Source organism: Streptomyces calvus (assembly GCF_006782915.1).
GTDB lineage: Bacteria > Actinomycetota > Actinomycetes > Streptomycetales > Streptomycetaceae > Streptomyces > Streptomyces calvus.
This window is the reverse complement of the sequence record NZ_VCNP01000058.1, coordinates 247,892-265,133: the sequence shown is the minus strand read 5'-3', so window position 1 is coordinate 265,133 and position 17,242 is coordinate 247,892. Positions and strand designations below refer to the sequence as shown.

13 protein-coding genes are annotated in these 17,242 nt (G+C 73.7%); 4 read left to right on the top strand and 9 right to left on the bottom strand.

The window, feature by feature from the left end; genetic code table 11:
- Positions 1–218 precede the first annotated feature (218 nt).
- Positions 219–737, top strand: a complete 519-nt coding sequence (locus tag FGW31_RS34025; RefSeq protein ID WP_142197468.1) for a lytic polysaccharide monooxygenase auxiliary activity family 9 protein — start codon at positions 219–221, stop codon at positions 735–737.
- 155 nt (positions 738–892) lie between these two features.
- The gene (locus FGW31_RS34020; protein ID WP_142197467.1) at positions 893–1,639 is read left to right on the top strand and encodes a chitinase; all 747 of its coding nucleotides are present in this window, start codon (positions 893–895) and stop codon (positions 1,637–1,639) included.
- 100 nt (positions 1,640–1,739) lie between these two features.
- On the opposite strand, the gene FGW31_RS34015 is transcribed toward FGW31_RS34020, so the two are convergent.
- Positions 1,740–2,720 (bottom strand): trypsin-like serine peptidase, encoded by a 981-nt coding sequence (locus FGW31_RS34015; RefSeq protein WP_142197466.1) that lies wholly within the window; start codon positions 2,718–2,720, stop codon positions 1,740–1,742.
- A 300-nt stretch (positions 2,721–3,020) separates the two neighbouring features.
- Between FGW31_RS34015 and FGW31_RS34010 the strand changes: the two genes are divergently transcribed.
- Both FGW31_RS34010 and FGW31_RS34005 read left to right on the top strand, forming a co-directional pair.
- A complete protein-coding gene (locus FGW31_RS34010; RefSeq protein WP_142197465.1) occupies positions 3,021–3,935 on the top strand; it encodes an AurF N-oxygenase family protein in 915 nt (304 codons plus the stop codon).
- A 46-nt stretch (positions 3,936–3,981) separates the two neighbouring features.
- Complete coding sequence (locus FGW31_RS34005; RefSeq protein WP_142197464.1) at positions 3,982–5,499, top strand: FAD-dependent oxidoreductase; 1,518 nt, start codon at positions 3,982–3,984, stop codon at positions 5,497–5,499.
- Positions 5,500–5,697: 198 nt separating this feature from the next.
- On the opposite strand, the gene FGW31_RS34000 is transcribed toward FGW31_RS34005, so the two are convergent.
- The 8 genes from FGW31_RS34000 to FGW31_RS33965 form a co-directional block, all read right to left on the bottom strand.
- Entirely contained in the window at positions 5,698–6,651 is a 954-nt protein-coding gene (locus tag FGW31_RS34000; RefSeq protein WP_142197463.1) for a threo-3-hydroxy-L-aspartate ammonia-lyase, read from the bottom strand.
- Positions 6,648–7,382 (bottom strand): helix-turn-helix transcriptional regulator, encoded by a 735-nt coding sequence (locus tag FGW31_RS33995; RefSeq protein WP_142197462.1) that lies wholly within the window; start codon positions 7,380–7,382, stop codon positions 6,648–6,650. Before FGW31_RS33995 ends, FGW31_RS34000 begins: the two co-directional genes overlap by 4 nt.
- Positions 7,383–7,609: 227 nt before the next feature.
- Positions 7,610–7,831: a hypothetical protein gene (locus FGW31_RS33990; protein ID WP_142197461.1), complete on the bottom strand. Its 222-nt coding sequence runs from the start codon at positions 7,829–7,831 to the stop codon at positions 7,610–7,612.
- A 131-nt stretch (positions 7,832–7,962) separates the two neighbouring features.
- The gene (abc-f, locus tag FGW31_RS33985) at positions 7,963–9,597 is read right to left on the bottom strand and encodes a ribosomal protection-like ABC-F family protein (protein ID WP_142197460.1); all 1,635 of its coding nucleotides are present in this window, start codon (positions 9,595–9,597) and stop codon (positions 7,963–7,965) included.
- Between the two features lie 305 nt (positions 9,598–9,902).
- Positions 9,903–10,340 carry a ribosomal maturation YjgA family protein gene (locus FGW31_RS33980; RefSeq protein WP_142197459.1) on the bottom strand — a complete coding sequence of 146 codons (438 nt, stop codon included), beginning with the start codon at positions 10,338–10,340 and terminating at the stop codon, positions 9,903–9,905.
- 199 nt (positions 10,341–10,539) lie between these two features.
- Positions 10,540–12,369 carry a hypothetical protein gene (locus FGW31_RS33975; protein ID WP_142197458.1) on the bottom strand — a complete coding sequence of 610 codons (1,830 nt, stop codon included), beginning with the start codon at positions 12,367–12,369 and terminating at the stop codon, positions 10,540–10,542.
- Positions 12,366–16,010, bottom strand: coding sequence for a vWA domain-containing protein (locus FGW31_RS33970; RefSeq protein ID WP_182675155.1), 3,645 nt, complete (start codon positions 16,008–16,010; stop codon positions 12,366–12,368). Before FGW31_RS33970 ends, FGW31_RS33975 begins: the two co-directional genes overlap by 4 nt.
- Before the next feature lie 59 nt (positions 16,011–16,069).
- The gene (locus tag FGW31_RS33965) at positions 16,070–17,239 is read right to left on the bottom strand and encodes an ATP-binding protein (RefSeq protein WP_142197457.1); all 1,170 of its coding nucleotides are present in this window, start codon (positions 17,237–17,239) and stop codon (positions 16,070–16,072) included.
- Positions 17,240–17,242 lie beyond the last annotated feature (3 nt).

The window sequence follows — 17,242 nt, the reverse complement described above, 5'->3', positions numbered from 1 at the left end:
GCTCATGCTCACCGCTTGTATGGTCTAGTCCAACAGAACTCGCCGCTCCGCTTTGGGAGTTGATCCTTCGCGGGCCCCGACCACTTCCCCGCGAGGACGGCGAGCGCGCGCTACCTTCGCGCCTCTTGGCCCCACCCACGAGCGGTCGTTCCTTCGTGTGCGGTCCCCCCACTCATGACCCACACAGGCCGGGACGATCCGATGTGAAGGAGATCCACATGCGTACCAACAAGACAAAGGCCGCGCTGATCGGTGCGGCTCTCGCCCCGGTGGTCGCCGTCTGCCTGCCCGCCTCGTCGGCGAGCGCGCACGGCTACATCTCGGATCCGCCGAGCCGTCAGGCCCAGTGCGCCGCGGGCACGGTGTCCTGCGGTGACATCACCTACGAGCCGCAGAGCGTCGAAGGCCCCAAGGGGCTGACCAGCTGCAGCGGCGGCAACAGCCGCTTCGCCGAACTGGACGACGACAGCAAGGGCTGGGCCGTCACGCCCGTCCCGAAGAACGCCACGTTCTCGTGGAAGCTCACCGCCCGGCACTCGACCAGCACCTGGGAGTACTACGTCGGCGGCCAGCGGATCGCGCTGTTCGACGACGGTGGCGCCCAGCCCGGTGAAGTGGTGAACCACCAGGTCGACTTCGGCGGCCTGACGGGGCAGCAGAAGGTGCTCGCGGTGTGGAACGTCGCCGACACCTCGAACGCGTTCTACGCCTGCATCGACGTGAACGTCGGCGGCTGACCTCAGGCCGGAACGATTCCCGGGCGGGCGCCCGGCTCCAGGGACCACGGCGCACGGTCCGTACGGGCGCCCCCCCCCCCGCCTCTCGGCGGGCCTTCGACCGCCCGCCCTCCCCCGTGTCTTCCCCCCACAACACCTGCAGGAGACCCGACATCGTGCATGCCCGAAAACTCTCCGCGCTGGCCGCCGCCGGCGTGGCCGCCGCTGTCTGCGGCCTCACGCTGGCCCCGACGGCATCCGCCCAGAAGACGGACGGAACGGCCGACACGAAGGCCGCCGCGGCGGAATTCGTCGTCAGCGAGGCGCAGTTCGAGGAGATGTTCCCGAACAGGAACCCGTTCTACACCTACAGCGGCCTGACCGCCGCGCTCAGCGCCTATCCGGGGTTCACCAACACCGGCAGTGACACGGTCAAGAAGCAGGAGGCCGCCGCCTTCCTCGCCAACGTCAGCCACGAGACCGGCGGGCTGGTCCACGTCGTGGAGCAGAACACCGCCAACTACCCGCACTACTGCGACGCCACCCAGCCCTACGGCTGCCCGGCCGGCACGGACAAGTACTACGGCCGCGGCCCGGTCCAGCTGAGCTGGAACTTCAACTACAAGGCGGCCGGTGACGCACTCGGCATCGACCTGCTCAACAACCCGGACCTGGTGCAGAACGACGCGTCCGTCGCCTGGAAGACGGGCCTGTGGTACTGGAACACCCAGAGCGGACCGGGCTCCATGACACCGCATGACGCCATGGTCAACGGCGCCGGGTTCGGCGAGACCATCCGCGCCATCAACGGCAGCCTGGAGTGCAACGGCGGCAACCCGGGCCAGGTGCAGAGCCGGATCGACAACTACCAGCGGTTCACCCAGCTCCTCGGCGTGGAGCCCGGCGGCAACCTCAGCTGCTGAGCGCCACCCGGTCGCCCGGCTGCCCGGTCCGCCGGGCAGCCGGGCGCCGACGTCTGGAGGAAGGCGTCGTGGCCTGGGGTCGGCCTGATCCGCAGGCCCCCTAGGCGGCCTGGGCCCTGTCGTACAGGGCCTTGGCCACGTCACCGAAGTACGGGCCGAACATGCGGTTCGGCAGGAACGTGTAACCGAAGCTGTTCACCGAGACCTGCAGGCCGGTGCCGGTCGCCTCGTCGAAGCCGGTGAACCAGGGGCCGCCGCTGGAGCCTCCCGTCATGTCGCAGGCGAGGCTGTGGTCCTGGGAGAACAGGAAGTCCTTCGAGCTGTTGCCGCTGCAGTGGATCAGCGCGGAGCCGTCGTACGGCGAGGCGGCGGGGAAGCCGAAGGCGTACATCTGCTTGTTGTAGCCGCCGTTGAACTGGAGGCCCTGCGCGCCGACGACCGAGGTGAGCGTCCGCCCGTTCAGCGGCGCGACGACCGCGGCACCGACGTCGTGGTTGATGTCCTCGCTCGCCTCCCACTGCGGCGTGGTCAGCGTCCTGGTCGCGGTCCACTGACCGTACGGGGCCTTGCCGTTGTCGTACGCCGGGACGAAGACCCAGTTGGTGTGCCAGCTGCCCTGGTACTTCACGCAGTGCCCGGCGGTGATGACGGTGCTGGCGTTCGCGCTGGTGACGGCGTTGCCGGAGCACGATGCGGTGCGTCCGTCGAAGGTGAAGAACACCCGGCCCGAGGTCGACACCACCGCTCCCCCGCCGGTCCACGGCGCACCGCCCTCCGGGAAGGCCGTCGGGGCGGCGCCGGGCACGACGGTGGCCGCCTTCCCGTCCGGGGCGGGGGTCTTCGGCGCGGCCGCGGCCTTCGGTGTCAGGCGCAGATCGAGCGGCGCCGCGCCGCGCATGCGCTCGGGAGTCCAGAAGGTGCGGGCCGTGCGCTGTTCGGCCGGGGAGACGGTACGGAGCGCGGCCGACGCGCCGTCAGCCGTGGGGGTGGGTGCCGAGTGCGCGGGGGCGGCGGCGGCCAGGCCGCCGCCGAACAGGGCTCCGAGAGCCAGCAGGATGCCCGCGGTGCGATTGCGTCTCACGCATGCCTCCTTCTGCCGTGCCGGAACCGGTCGGGTCCGGGCAGGGCTGGGGGGAACGAAGAGCGGTGCGGATCGACGTGCGTCAGGCAGAGTGCCACGGAAATCCTGCTTTGTCAGGATCGCATCAAGCGATTTTCTTTCGCCGCCGGTGCGCACGGACTCGGACGACCGCGCCGCCGATCGCGATTCTTCGGCGTCACCGGGCTGGGAACCGGCCACCTCTTGCTATACAGTGCGTCAACAAGCCAGGGTGGTTACCCGGGGTAATAGTGCCCGGACTCGACTCGAGGAGCCTTCAGCATGGCCATCAGCACCTCTCGGCCGCAGGCCAGGAACCAGTCCTCCGACGACGGCGTGGCCCGGCGGCTGCTCGACTCCTCCGCGCAGCTCTCCTACGACCCGCTCACCGAGGTCGACTGGGACACGCCCCTGGACACCGACTTCCACGGCGCCAGCCCGGAGTGGAGCACGCTCTACGGAACGGCGTACTGGAACGAGATGACCGACGCGCAGCGCAAGGCGCTGACGCGCCAGGAGGCCGCGTCCGTCGCCAGCACCGGCATCTGGTTCGAGATGATCCTGCAGCAGATGGTGCTGCGGGACATCTACGCCAAGGACCCGACGGACGACACCTTCCAGTGGGCGCTCACCGAGATCGCCGACGAGTGCCGGCACTCGATCATGTTCGCCCGCGGCGCGAAGAAGCTCGGGGCCCCGGCCTACCGCCCGCACCGGGTCGCGGTCGAACTGGGCAGGTTCTTCAAGACCGTTGCCTTCGGCGAGGCCGCGTACGCGGCCATCCTGGTCGCCGAGGAGGTCCTCGACGTCATGCAGCGCGACTGGATGCGCGACGAACGGGTGGTGCCCTTCGTCCGCACCATCAACAACATCCATGTGGTGGAGGAGTCGCGGCACATGAAGTTCGCCCGGGACGAGACGCGCAAGCACCTCGCGCGCGCCGGGCGGCTGCGCCGCCGGATCCACGCCGTGCTGATCGCCGTCGCGGCGTACGTCATCGTCACCAGCATGGTGAACCGGAAGGTGTACGCGAACGCGGGGCTGGACGAGGAGCGCGCCGTCCGCGAGGCGAAGGCCAACGAACACCACAAGTCGATGATGCGCGCGAGCTGTTCGGGCCTGATGGAGTTCCTGTCCTCGGTGGGGCTGCTCACCCGGCCGGCGCTCTTCTTCTACCGGCGCGCCCACCTCATCTGACGACGTTCAGCCTGCCCCTCACGGCCTTTCAGCGGAGCGGACGACCATGGCCTACGCGATCACCCAGACCTGCTGCAGCGACGCCACGTGTGTGTCCGTCTGCCCGGTCAACTGCATTCACCCCACGCCCGAGGAACGGGCCTTCGGCAGCACGGAGATGCTGCACATCGATCCGAAGAGCTGCATCGACTGCGGGGCGTGCGCCGACGCCTGCCCGGTGGACGCCGTCTTCCCCGTGGACCAGCTCACCGACGGGCTGCAGGAGTACGCGCGGATCAACGCGGCCTACTTCGAGCAGGACGAGTCACCGGCGGAGGCGGCGGACCCGGGTCCCAACTTCCACACCTGGGGCGAGCCGGTGTTCGACCGGGTGCTGCCCTCGGACTTCGGGCCGCTCCGGGTCGCGGTCGTCGGCACCGGCCCGGCCGGCATGTACGCCGCCAAGGACCTGCTGCTGCACACGCGGGCGGAGGTGACGCTCATCGACCGGCTTCCGGTCGCCGGCGGGCTCGTGCGGTACGGCGTGGCGCCGGACCACACGGCCACCAGGAAGGTCGGCGAGTCCTTCGCCCGCTTCCACACCCATCCCCGGGTGCGGACGTACCTGGGGGTCGACGTGGGCAGCGACATCACGGCGGAGGAGGTCGCCGCCCATCACGACGCGGTGATCTACGCGGTGGGTGCCGCCACCGACCGGCGGCTGAACATCCCCGGTGAGGACCTGCCGGGCAGTGTCTCGGCGACCACGTTCGTCGCCTGGTACAACGCGCACCCGGAGGTCGCGCCGGACGCGGTCGACCTGTCGGCCGAGCGGGTCGTCGTGATCGGCAACGGCAACGTCGCGCTCGATGTCGCCCGCATCCTGGTCTGCGACCCGGAGGCGCTGGCCGGCACCGAGATCGCCGGCCATGCGCTGGCGGAGCTGCGGCGGAGCAAGGTGCGCGAGGTGGTGCTGCTCGGGCGCCGTGGGCCGCAGCACGCGGCGTTCACCAGGTCCGAACTGCTCGGACTGAAGCACCTGCCCGGGGTGGACCTGCTCGTCGACGACCACGATCCGCGCATCGCCGCGGCGATCGACGGTGCCGGGCCGTGGGACAAGGCGGCGGTGCTGCGGGACGTTCCGCGGGAGGCCGTCGACTGGTCCCTGTCGCCGGGTGCGCCGGGGCAGCGGCGGCGCATCGTGTTCCGCTTCCTGTCCGAGCCCGTGGCGGTGTGCGGGGGCGAGGCGGCCCGGGCCGTGCGGGTCACGGACGGCACGGGTGAGTCGGAGATACCGGCCGGCCTGGCGCTGCGGGCGGTGGGCTACCGGGGTGTGCCCCAGGCGGGGCTGCCGTTCGACGAGGCGACCGGGACCGTGCCGCACGAGCGGGGCCGGGTGACGGGCAGGCCGGGGACGTATGTCGTCGGGTGGATCAAGCGCGGTCCCTCGGGCGGGATCGGTGCCAACCGTGCCTGCGCGGCCGAGACCGTCGGTTCCCTGCTGGCCGACGCGGTGGCGGGTGCGCTGCCCGCACCGGCCGGCGGTGCCGGGGCGTTCCGCCGTCTCGTACGGCGCCGTCGCTGAACCGCGCGGCGCGAGCCCCGCGTCCACCGGTCCGCGCCGTCCACCCGCCGTGCGGCGGAGGGCTCGTGTCCGCCACCGGGTCCGCGCCGGATGGCTCGTGTCCGCCACCGGGCCCGCGCCGGTGCGCGGTGGCGGACATGTCGCGCTCGGCGGGGCCGGCCGTGCGCCGTGGACGGGGGCCCGAGTTCCGCGTCGGCGTCAGCCGACGAGCTGGGCGAAGCGACGGGTGTCGATGTTGCCGCCGGAGACGATGACGCCTATGCGGCGCGGCACGGGGTCGATCCGGCCCGCCAGGAGAGCGGCGAGGGGTGTGGCGCCGCTCGGTTCGACGACGGTCTTCATGCGTTCGAAGGCCGTGCGCATCGCCTGACGGATCTCGTCGTCGCTCACGAGGACGATGTCGTCCACGAGTTTCTGGTTCAGGGAGAAGGTGAGCTCTCCGGGGATGTCGGCGGCCTGCCCGTCGGCGATGGTCCGGGGCACGGGAATGGACACTCGCCTGCCCGCCTCCAGTGACCGCTTGGTGTCGTCCCCCTCCTCCGGCTCCACACCGATGACCTTGATGCCGGGTTGCAGGCCCTTGGCGGCCGTGGCGCTGCCCGCTATCAGTCCGCCGCCGCCGACCGGCACCACGAGGGCGTCGAGGTCTCCGGTCTCTTCGAGCAGTTCCAGCGCGGCGGTGCCCTGGCCGGCGATGACGTGCGGGTGTTCGTAGGGCGGGATCAGGGCGAGTCCGCGCTCGGCGGCCAGGGCCTCTCCGATGGCCACGCGGTCGCCGGTGTAGCGGTCGTAGGTGACCACCTCGGCGCCGTAGCCGCGGGTGGCCTCGACCTTGGATGTCGGGGTGTCCTCCGGCATGACGATCACCGCTGTGGTGCCGAGTTCACGGGCGGCCAGGGCCACGGCCTGGGCGTGGTTGCCGGAGGAGTACGCGGCGATGCCCCGGGACAGTTGCTCGGGGGTGAGGCGGGAGGCCGCGTTGTACGCCCCGCGGAACTTGAAGGCGCCGACGCGCTGCAGGTTCTCGCACTTGACGAACACCTCGGCGCCGACGAGGGAGTTCAGGGTGCGGGAGCGCAGGACCGGGGTGCGGTGCGCGACTCCCTCGATCCGCGCCGCCGCGTCCCGCACGTCGTCCAGGGTGACCGTCATGTCCGTTCTCCGTTCGGTTCGTGGTGTGCGGGTACGGCGTCGTCCGGCCCGGGTTCGGCCGTCGTCGCGTTTCTGGCCTGTGCGAGGTAGCTGTAGGCGGAGGCCCGGGAGATGCCGAGGCGCTCCGCGACCCGTCCGGGTGCGCCGCGCACCGCGAAGACGCCGTCGGCGTCCAGGCGCGCGAAGAGACGGAGGCGTTCTTCCCGGTCGAGCGCGTTCCAGGGTCTGCTGTGCCGCAGTTGTTCGGTGTCGACCAGGGCGTCCACGACGGAGTCGATGTCGTTGCCGAATGTCGTCATGGGTACGCCGACCGGGGCCTGCACACCGGCGAGTTCACCGATGAGTGAGCCGGCCTGCTGCACGGCGGTGATGTCCAGGTTGACGCACAGGGCGCCGAACACCGTGCCGGCGGAGTCGCGCAGCACCATCGTGGAGGACTTGACGAGTTTGCCGCCGGAGGTCCGGGTGACGTAGTTCAGCCGGTCCTCGGCCTCGTCGCCCCGGGCGAGTACGCCCATGCCGATCTCGCTCATCGAGCCGCCCACGGAACGTCCGGTGACCGAGCCGGCGATGGCGACGACCGACCGCTCCGGGCGGCGGAAGTCGTGGACGACGACCTCGCAGAAGGATCCCAGCGTGGCGGCGATGCCGTCGGCCACGGGGCCCAACGCCGCGATGATCGCGTCCTGTTCACGTGTCCGCTGCCCGTCCCCTTCCGTGTCAGGACGCATCGGCGTCCCCCCTGCCCTCCGCCCGCTCGGGCGTACCTCGCTCGCCACGCGCCCTCCCTCCGGACCTACGGCCTCGATCGACTGGATCGACTGGATCGACTGGATCGACTGGATCGACTGGATCGACTGGATCGACTGGATCGACTGGATCGACTGGATCCATAGTCCAGTACTTGGATTGAGATTCCAAGTCCCCGGTTCGGGTGAATCACCGTCCACCCATGAGGTCAGTTGTCGGCGCTCCAGGTGTCCGGGCCTCCGCCGCGCCATTCGACCAGGTCGGACTGTTTCAGCCAGTCGTCGTCGACGCTCTCGAGACCGGCGAGGCGCAGGAACTCCACGACGTCCAGCAGCCCGTACGCCATCCCCAGGAAGCGCCCGTCGGCGCGGACCCGCCTGCCGCCGTCCGCGGCGGGCGGGTAGATCACGATGGGCTGGTCCCCGGCCATGAGACCAGCGTGCCCGGAGTGACAGGGCCGCGCATGCGGGGCGCGTGCGGCTGGGCGGCAGCCGAGGCGTCCGCCCGCGCCGGTCCGCTGCGAGGCCCGTCCGGGTCAGGTGCGAGGTGTGCCCGTGCCGGTCAGGTGCTCGGTGCGCCCGTCTCGGTGAGTTCGCCGTCGGCGAGACGGATCCACCGGTCGACGCCGATCCCGGTGAGGAACCGTTCGTCGTGGCTGACCACGACGAACGCTCCCTGGTAGGAGCCCAGTGCCGTTTCCAGTTGGCCCGTGCTGACGAGGTCGAGGTTGTTCGTCGGCTCGTCGAGGAGCAGCATCTGCGGCGCCGGTTCCGCGCACAGCACGCAGGCCAGGGTGGCGCGGAGCCGCTCCCCTCCGGACAGCACGCGCACGGGCAGATGGGCCCGGGCGCCGCGGAAGAGGAAGCGGGCGAGCAGGTTCATGCGCTCGGCCTCCGTGCGGTGGGGTGCGAAGGCGGCGAAGTTCTCGGCGACGGTGCGCTCCGGGTCCAGTACGTCCAGTCGCTGCGTGAGGTACGCGATCCGTCCGTCGGCCCGCTTGATCCGTCCGCCGTCCAGGCCGAGGTCGCCGTTGATCAGGCGCAGCAGGGTGCTCTTGCCCGCTCCGTTGGGTCCGGTCAGTGCGATGCGCTCCGGGCCCCGGACCGTCAGGTCGGCGCCTTCGCCGCGGAACACGTCGTGCCGGCCGTACCGGACCCGCATCGCCTCGCCGAGGAACAGGGTCCGGCCGGCGGGCACACGGGTGTCGGGCAGGTCCAGGACGAGGCGCTGTTCGTCGCGCAACGCCCTGCCCGCCTCGTCCAGCCGGGCCCTGGCGTCGCTGACGCGCGCGGCGTGCGTCTGCCCGGCCCGTCCCGCGGACTCCTGCGCTCCGCGCTTCATGGTGCCGGCGAAGATGCGGGGCAGTCCGGCGTTCTTGAGGTTGCGGGCGGCGTTGGAGGCCCGGCGTTCGGCGCGTTCCCGGGCCTGCTGCATCTCGCGCTTCTCCCGCTTCAGCTCCTGCTCGGCGTTGCGGACGTTCTTCTCGGCGGCTTCCTGTTCCGTCCGCACGATCTCCTCGTACGCCGTGAAGTTGCCGCCGTACAGGCGCAGTCCGCCGTCGGTCAGTTCGGCGATGCGCTCCGTGCGGTCCAGCAGCGCACGGTCGTGGCTGACCACCAGCAGGGCGCCGTTGAAGTCGTCCAGCACCTGGTGGAGCGCGTGCCGGGCCTCGGCGTCGAGGTTGTTGGTGGGTTCGTCGAGGAGGAGCACGTCGGGCCGTTTCAGCAGTTGCGCGGCCAGGCCGAGGGAGACGATCTGGCCACCGCTGAGCGTGTTCAGGGTCCGGTCCAGGGCCAGGTCGCCCAGTTGCAGGCGGTCGAGCTGGACCTGGGTGCGTTCCTCGATGTCCCAGTCGTCGCCGATGGTGGTGAAGTGCTGCTCGTCGACGTCACCGGACTCGACGGCGTTGATGGCCCTGATCACCGCGGCCACCCCGAGCACCTCCGCGACGGTGAGGTCACCGGTCAGGGGCAGGCTCTGCGGCAGGTACCCGAGCGTGCCGGCCACCGACACGGAGCCGCTGCCCGGCAGCAGCTCACCGGCGATCAGCTTCAACAGGGTGCTCTTGCCGGCACCGTTCGGGGCGACCAGGCCCGTCCGGCCGGGGCCCACGGTGAAGGACAGCCCTTCGAAGACGGGGGTCTCGTCGGGCCAGGAGAAGGACAGGTCGGAGCAGACGACGGCAGCGTTGGACATGTGGATGACCTCGCGGAAATGCCGGGCAGGAAAGGGCATCTGCCCGGTGGGACGGAAGAGGGGACGACGGGGAGGCCACTGCGGCGGCGCTCCTGTGCGCCTGCCGGTGGCCGTCACGTGCGGGTATCACCCGCAGATGTCGTCGTCACCCACCATGTCCGGCTCTCCTCGGCATACAACTCGACATACGACCAACGTCGGGTGCAGCCTAGCAGGGGCTGCACAGCGAGGTCCCTGTACGAACCGACGGCTGTGGAGTGAGGCCCGGACGAACGGTATGGCGTTGCAGGGTGTGCGCTGTGTGTCTACGACCGGTCGGCTGTGGAGCACGGCCGACGGGTCGCCCGAAGGCTCAGCACCGACCAGCCGGCCGCTGCGCCCACCGCGTACCAGAACAGATCCGGTGCGTTGAAGGTGGAGCCGAGGACCAGGCGGGCGGCGGTGCTGTGCCGGGAGAGTTCCGCCGGGACCCCGCTGAGTTGCAGGAACTCCACGCCCCAGCTGACGGCGAGCGCGACCGCTGCGGCCTTCAGCGGTGTCACCCGCGGCGCCACCAGGACGACGAGGGCGAGGACCAGCACGGTGTAGAGGGCGTCTCCCCCGTACTTGGCCACGTCTCCCGTCGCCACCGACCTCAGCCCCAGTGCCGCGCCGACGGTCGCCGCCGCGGCCACGGCCGCCACGAGCCGGGTACGGGCCGGGTGGTCGCCAACTCCGGGGCGGATGCGGGAGGTCGAGGCCATGGCGTCATTCTGCTGGGCGTGCGGAACGCCCGGGACGACGGCCCCGCCACCATTCCGCCGCCGGCCGCCGCACCGTCCTGCCGCCGGCCGCCGCACCGTCCTGCCGCCGACCGCCGTGCCGTCCTCCCGGCCGACATGGCAGACATGGCAGACCCCGCGGCCGTCTCCGGTGGTCAGGCCGCCTTCGTACATCCTCTGGTCAGGCCACCTCCGTCGGTCGGGCCGGAGCCGGTGCCTCGGCGGTGGCGGCCCAGGCGCCGGCGCACAGGGACCGTTCCACCGTGTCGGTGTAGAGGGCGGCGGCGAGCCACGAGCGGGCGAAGCGGGCCGTGTCGGCCGGGAGCAGGCGGCCGAAGGAGTCACGGGAACGGTCCGCGGCGGCCGCGTGCAGGTCGTCCAGGAGGTCACCGGCGGTGCCGAGACCGAGCCGGCGCAGGCGGGCTCCGTCACCCGACGCGCCTCCGCCGAGGGCGAGGACCCGGCGACCGCCGGACACCGCCTGGTGGACGCGGCGGCGCAGCAGGTGCAGGGGCGGTTCGTCCGCGGCGGGGACGTCCGCCGCCGGTGACGCGACCGCGCCGGCCGGCAGGTCGGCGTGCTGAAGCCGGTCCAGACCGAGGTCCACCCGGGCGGTGGGATCGGTGGGGTGCTCGGTGGCGAGCAGCAGGACGCGCGGCAGGGGCCCGGGGGCCAGGCGCGCGACGATCCTCAGCCGACTGCCCCGGGCGGCGGCCAGCAGGCGCAGGTTGTCGCGGTACGGCAGCGAGGGGTCGTCGTGCGCCGTGACCAGCCGCAGGGGCACGCCCGCGCAGTCGGCCAGCAGACAGTCGCCCGTGGTCCCGCGCACCGTGCCCGCGAGGGTCACGTCGAGGAAGAGCAGGTCAGGTCCGCCGTCCAGGGCCCGGGCCACCTGGTCGGCGGCGGGTACGGACCACAGCCGGTCCAGCGGCTCGGCGTGCCAGGAGGCACCGGCTGCGCGCACCGCACGCACGCCGGCCCCCGCGCCGAGCCGGCCCGTGGGTGAGACGGTGGCGCCGGACACGGCCAGTCCGGCGCGGGAGAGTTCACGGTGGGTCAGGGACGTGTCGCCGATGCGTACGGCCCGGTCGGCTGCGCCGGTCGCCCGGGCCGGTCCGCCCGGCGCCACGTCCGACACCGTGTACAGCCGTCCGTCGGCGTCGGCGGTCCAGGTGACCGCGCCGGCATAGCCCGTCGCCGTGAGGACGGGCTCGGTGAAGAGGCCGTACAGGCGCAGGGAGCCGTCCGGGCGGTACGGCTGCCGCACCGTGCCGCGCAGCCCGGTCAGGTCGTCGCCGGTGGCGTCCGGGAGGCGGTGGGCGACGCCCAGGGCCTCGGCCAGTGCGCCGGTGAGGTCGGCGAGGCGGTGGCCGGGATCGGCCGAGCGGGCGGCGCGCACTCCCGTCACCACGGAGACCGCCGCGGCGGAGGCGCGGGGGAGCCCGGCGAGGCGGGCGGTGTGCGCGGCGTGCAGCAGCTCCGCCTGGAGCACGGCGCCGGCACCGTCCGCGCCGGCTTCCAGGACGGCGCCGGCCGCGTCGAACACCGCGCGGGCGGCGACGCGTTGGACGTCGGTGGCGGTCTCGATGCCCGCCGGTGCCGTGCCGTCCGCCGGTCCCGTGCCGTCCGTCTGTGCCGTGCCGTCCGCCGGTTCCGTCTCCGGGGCCGCGGTGGGCTCGTCGCCCGTCGGCGTGGTGCCGGCGGGGGCGTCGGCCGGCGGGTCGTCCGCGACCGGCGCAGCCGAGGCGGCGGCCGCCCGGTGCAGGCAGTCGGGGGCCAGCAGGCAACCGCAGTGGATCGCGTCCGCGCCGGTCACCGTCCCGCCGGGTGCGTGCAGGACGACGTCGGTGTCGTCGTCGACGGCGATCCGCACGCTGTCGCCGTCGCGGGTCACGGGACGTGCCAGAAGTTTCGTGACGCCCGCGTCCAGCCGTTTGCGCAGCCGGGGCGAGAGCGCGGCGACGAGTTCGGCGGTGACGGACGGGACGACCGGAGGCAGGTCCGGGCTCATGCGATCTTCTCCCCTACCCAGCGGGCGAGTTCGAGCGGACTCAGGGCGGCGACCGGCATGCCCGCGGCGACGAGTTGACCGGCGACCCCCGTGGCGTAGCGGGGCCGGCCGGTGTCGTCGAGGCTCGCGCAGCCCAGGACGTGGCAGCCGGAGGAGACCAGCGCGCGGACCTCGGCGAGCAGTCCGCCCAGCGGATATCCCTCTTCGAAGTCGCTGACGACCACGACGAGGGTGCGCGACGGCACGGTGACCAGCTCGCGCGCGTGCCGCAGCCCGGCGGCGATGTGGGTGCCGCCGCCGACGCTCACCTCCAGCAGCAGCGACAGCGGGTCGTCCACGTGTCCGGTGAGGTCGATGACCTCCGTGGAGAACGCCAGGAAGTGGGTGGAGAGCGTCGGCACTCCCGCCAGCACCGAGGCGGTGAGCGCCGCCCACACGGTGGACGCCTCCATCGATCCCGAGACGTCCGTGACGAGGATGAGCCGCCAGTCGGCGGCCCGGCGCGCCCGCGTGCGGAAGACGGGGCGTTCGGGGATCACCTGCACCGTGCCGTCCGGGGCGCGGCGCGCGGTCGCCAGGTTGGCGCGCAGGGTGCGGGGCAGGTCCAGGCCGCCGCCGGGCCGCCGGCCGGGGCGTGGCAGGGCCGTGCCGTGCAGGGCGGGGCGCAGGCGGGTGGCCAGTTGCCGGGTCAGCGCGTCGACCAGCCGTCGCACGAGCGGGCGCAGTGCGGCCAGCCGCGCCTCGGGCAGTCCGCCGACGTGCCGCAGCACGGTGCGCAGCAGGTCCACCGACGGTCGCACGCTGTCCGCGTCCAGTTCGGTGAGGACGTCCTTGCGGCCGGACGCGGCGGCCGCGGCGAGCACTTCCTCGCGGATGCCCGGCCCGAACAGCGCGGCCAGTTCCTCGGACCACTCCCGCACCCCCGGGTACGGGGCCTCGCGGCCCCCGCCGCGGCCCGGGCCGGAGAGGTCGCCTCGGCTGCCCTCGCCGCGTCCGCTGCCGTACAGCTCGTCCAGCGCGGTCGCGATCGGGGCCGCGGACGGGGGCAGCCGGTCCGCGCGGCGGCCGAGGAGGAGACGCCAGCGGTCGGCGGGCGTGAGGAAAGGGTCGTCGGTGCCGGGCGGCGGCACGGTGCCGACCGCCCCGGTGCCGGGCGGCGCGGTGCCGGCCGGCGCGGTGCCGGGCGGCGCGGTGCCGGGCGGCGCGGTGCCGGGCGGCGCGGTGCCGGCCGGCGGGGGGTTCGTCGTGGCCGTTCCGGTGGGCTCGGTGACGGGGCCCGGTGCGGGGAGCAGCCCGAGGGTCCGCAGGGTCTCGCGGGCCGCGAAGTCCGCGGCGGTCCAGGCGGCGAGTGCCGCCGGGTCGACGCCGTCCGTGGCGGGCACGTACGGGGCATCGAGGTGTTCCTCGACGGTCGCGAGGAGGCGGTCGCGGGCCGCGGGGCTCAGTGTGTCGAAGCCTCCGCGCAGTGCGGGCAGCCGGTCCAGGAACGCCCGGTCGGGCAGCTCGGACACCCGGGTGAGCAGGGGTTCCAGCGCGGCCGGCGCCGCTTCCAGCAGCGGGCCCGCGGCGGTCAGCAGTCCGCCGAGCCGGGCGGTGAGGGCGGCGCGCGAGTCGGGTGCGGTGGCCGCGTCGACCCAGGAGGCGACGCGGTCGCCGAAGGTGCGCGCGTCCTCGTGGCCGAGCAGGACGCGTACGGCCCCGGCGGCGCCGCGCATCAGCGGGGAGCCGCCGGCGGACAGGCGGCCGAGGGCGTCGGCGAGCCGGATGCCGCCCAACTGGTCGGCGCGGTGGGAGAGTTCCAGCAGGGCATGGGCGTCGGCGAGGTCCTCGGACCCGGTCAGGCCGTCGACCTGCCGTACGGCCGCGGCCGTGAGCAGGTCCGCGACGGCGCCGGCGCGGGCCTCGCGGTCCGGGTCGGTGCCCAGCCCGGGGACGTGGCCGGCCCGCAGCCGGTCCAGCAGGGCCAGGCCGGCGAGGAGTTCCGGCAGGGTGCCGGCCTGGGGAAGGACGTCGGCGACATCGGTGAGCCGTTCGTCGGCGAGCCCCGTCAGGCCGCACTCGGCCGCCCGTTCGAGCCCTTCGAGGGCCTGCGCGGCCGTGGGCCCGCCCTCGTCGCGCTCCAGGCGCCGCCGTTCGAGCAGGACTCCTTCGGCGGCCTGCTCGGCGGTGACGCCGCGTGCGCCGACCGCGGTCAGCACGGCTTCGGTGGCCGGTGTCCAGCGCACCTCCCAGCGGGTGGTGAGGGCCTCGCCGCCACCCGCGCCGGCCACCTCCTTGGCCTCCCCGTAGGGGACACCGCACACCGTCAGGCGGCGCAGCAGCAGTTCGCGGAGCCGGTCGAGGTCGGAGCGCAGCGGGTCCAGCCGCAGGTCCTTCGCGGGGCCGGGGCCGCCAGCCCTCGGGCCGGGCAGGCCGAGCCGTGTCACCTCGGCCTCGACCGCGGGGGCGAGGCCGCTGCGCGGCGCCTGCGGGGCGGGCCGCCCGCCACGGGTGCCGACCAGGACCCGCTCCATCGCGCGCGCCACGGCCCGTCCGCGCCCGTAGGGCTCGCCCTGTGCGAGCACCGTCTGGACGGCTTCCACGAGTTCGCCGCGGCCCGCCGCGGGCAGTCCGCGCAGCCGGGCCAGATCGGAGGCGAGCCGGCTGATCTCCCGCGCGTCGGCGGGCCCCGAGGGGTGGCCGAGGTCCCGCAGTGCGGCGCAGACACGCACGGCCGCCCGGGTCAGCGCCTCCTGCAGTGCCGCCGGGTCGCCGGCCGCGCGCAGCACCATGTCCTGCCACTCCGGGTCCCGGATGCCCGCCGGGTAGCCGGACCGCTCGTCGAGCAGGGCGTAGGTGTACGGGATCAGCGAGGTGGTCCAGGCGGACACCGGCGCGTCGGCCGTGCTCCGCTCCCCGCGCTCCGATCCGCCGGACACGCCGTCGGCCTCCGTGTCCGGCCCGCTGTCCCGGGCCACGAGCGCCGGCGCGTGGAACGCGCCGACCAGCACGGCGGCCCGTTCGCCGCGCGCGGTGGCCTCGGCCAGCCGGTCCCGCATCCACCGCTCGCGCCGCAGGTCCAGTACCGGTACCCCGCCCGAGGCGGCCGCGTCCTCGCGCAGCGCCCACCCGGTGAGCAGGGCGGCCCGGCGCAGGGCCTCCGGCGGGGAGCCGGGGGCGGCCGCCTCGACCAGCCGGTCCCACAGGTCGTCCCCGGGCCGGCCCGTCAGCCGGGCCCGTACGGCGGTGGCGAGGCCGGGCCCCCCGGACCGCTCCCCCACGGCCCGCCGGCCCTCGGACCAGGCGGGGTCGGCGAGCGGCAGGTCGCAGGCGATCACCGGTGTGCCGGTGCGGGCGGCCCAGCGGACGGCGGCCAGTTCGGGCGAGAAGTCGGCGAACGGATAGAACGCCGGCCCACCGCCGCTCCCGTCACCGGGAGCGGCGGCGAGCGCCACGGGGGCCCGCGTCTCCTCGTGTCCCAGCCACGGCAGCCACTGCTGCATCTCGGCGGGCAGTTCGACGAGCAGCACCTCCGGCTCCGCCGCGTCGAGCAGCGCGGGCACGACGGCGGCCAGGGAGGGCGCGTGGTGCCGTACCCCGATGAGGTAGGGCGCGCGGGGGCCGGTGAGGGCGGCGAGCGCCTCGTCGGGCGGGACGGGCAGGACGCCCGCGCCGCCGGTGTCGCGCGAGGCGTCGGCCCCGTGGGTGAGGGACACGGCCGTCAGTCCTCCAGCACCGTACGCAGGTCCCACAGGGTGCGCCAGGTGGCGGAACCCTGCTCGGCGCGGCGCCGGACGGGGCCGTCCCAGTAGCCGCGCAGCCGGGCCGCGTCGGCGGGGTCGTCCTTGCGGACCACGCCGAGCAGGTGACCGGGCAGCAGGCCCAGCACGTCCCGGTCGCCCGGGAAGTACGCCGCCGCGAGGGCGAGCGCGCCGGCGACGGACACGGCCTCGGCGGTGCTCATCACCGTCGACGGGCGTTCCACCTCCCAGCCCTCCGCCGACCGGCCCTCGCGCAGGTCGCGGAACGCGGTGACCAGGGCCTCCAGCACGGCGTCGTCCACCTGGAACGGTGCCCCGGCCCGCTCCACGGACGCCCGTGCCTGGCCACGCACCAGCGCGGTCTCGGCGTCGAGGTCGCCGATGGGTCCGACCGTCTCGAAGTTGAAGCGGCGCTTGAGGGCCGCGGACATCTCGGAGACGCCCTTGTCGCGGAGGTTGGCGGTGGCGATGAGGGTGAAGCCGGGCGCCGCGTGCGCCAGCGCGTCCTCGGTGCCGGCCAGTTCGGGTACCGCGATGCGCCGCTCGGAGAGCAGTGACACCAGCGAGTCCTGCACCTCGGGCAGGCAGCGGGTGACCTCCTCGACGCGGGCGACGGCGCCCCGGGACATGGCGGTCATGACGGGCGACGGCACCAGCGCCTGCCGGCTGGGGCCCTGCGCCAGCAGCAGCGCGTAGTTCCAGCCGTACTTGAGCTGGTCCTCGGTGGTGCCCGCGGTGCCCTGCACGACCAGGCCGCTGGTGCCGCACACGGCGGCGGAGAGCAGTTCCGACAGCATCGACTTGGCGGTGCCGGGCTCGCCGACGAGCAGCAGGCCGCGCTCTCCGGCGAGGGTCACCACGCACCGTTCGACCAGCGCCCGGTCGCCGACGAACTTGCCCTCGATCACCAGCCGTTGCGGTACGCCTTCGGTGGCCTGCGCCCCGTCGGGCAGTCCGAGTGCCTGTCCGTCGCTGCCCATGACGAACGTGACGACGGCGCGCGGGGTGAGCCGCCACGCGGGCGGGCGGGGCCCGTCGTCGTACGCGGCGAGGAAGGCCAGTTCGGTCGCGTACCGGTCCTCGGGCGGGACGATCTGCCGGGCCGGGGCGGGAGGGAGGGTGGTGGTCATCGG

What these genes read in the sequence shown, in the direction of transcription:
- FGW31_RS33995 (WP_142197462.1), bottom strand. Translation starts at nt 7,382, where the DNA reads ATGCGTCCTGACACGGAAGGGGACGGGCAGCGGACACGTGAACAGGAC.
- FGW31_RS34025 (WP_142197468.1), top strand. Translation starts at nt 219, where the DNA reads ATGCGTACCAACAAGACAAAGGCCGCGCTGATCGGTGCGGCTCTCGCC.
- FGW31_RS33990 (WP_142197461.1), bottom strand. Translation starts at nt 7,831, where the DNA reads ATGGCCGGGGACCAGCCCATCGTGATCTACCCGCCCGCCGCGGACGGC.
- FGW31_RS33965 (WP_142197457.1), bottom strand. Translation starts at nt 17,239, where the DNA reads ATGACCACCACCCTCCCTCCCGCCCCGGCCCGGCAGATCGTCCCGCCC.
- FGW31_RS33975 (WP_142197458.1), bottom strand. Translation starts at nt 12,369, where the DNA reads ATGAGCCCGGACCTGCCTCCGGTCGTCCCGTCCGTCACCGCCGAACTC.
- FGW31_RS34010 (WP_142197465.1), top strand. Translation starts at nt 3,021, where the DNA reads ATGGCCATCAGCACCTCTCGGCCGCAGGCCAGGAACCAGTCCTCCGAC.
- FGW31_RS34005 (WP_142197464.1), top strand. Translation starts at nt 3,982, where the DNA reads ATGGCCTACGCGATCACCCAGACCTGCTGCAGCGACGCCACGTGTGTG.
- FGW31_RS33980 (WP_142197459.1), bottom strand. Translation starts at nt 10,340, where the DNA reads ATGGCCTCGACCTCCCGCATCCGCCCCGGAGTTGGCGACCACCCGGCC.
- abc-f (WP_142197460.1), bottom strand. Translation starts at nt 9,597, where the DNA reads ATGTCCAACGCTGCCGTCGTCTGCTCCGACCTGTCCTTCTCCTGGCCC.
- FGW31_RS34000 (WP_142197463.1), bottom strand. Translation starts at nt 6,651, where the DNA reads ATGACGGTCACCCTGGACGACGTGCGGGACGCGGCGGCGCGGATCGAG.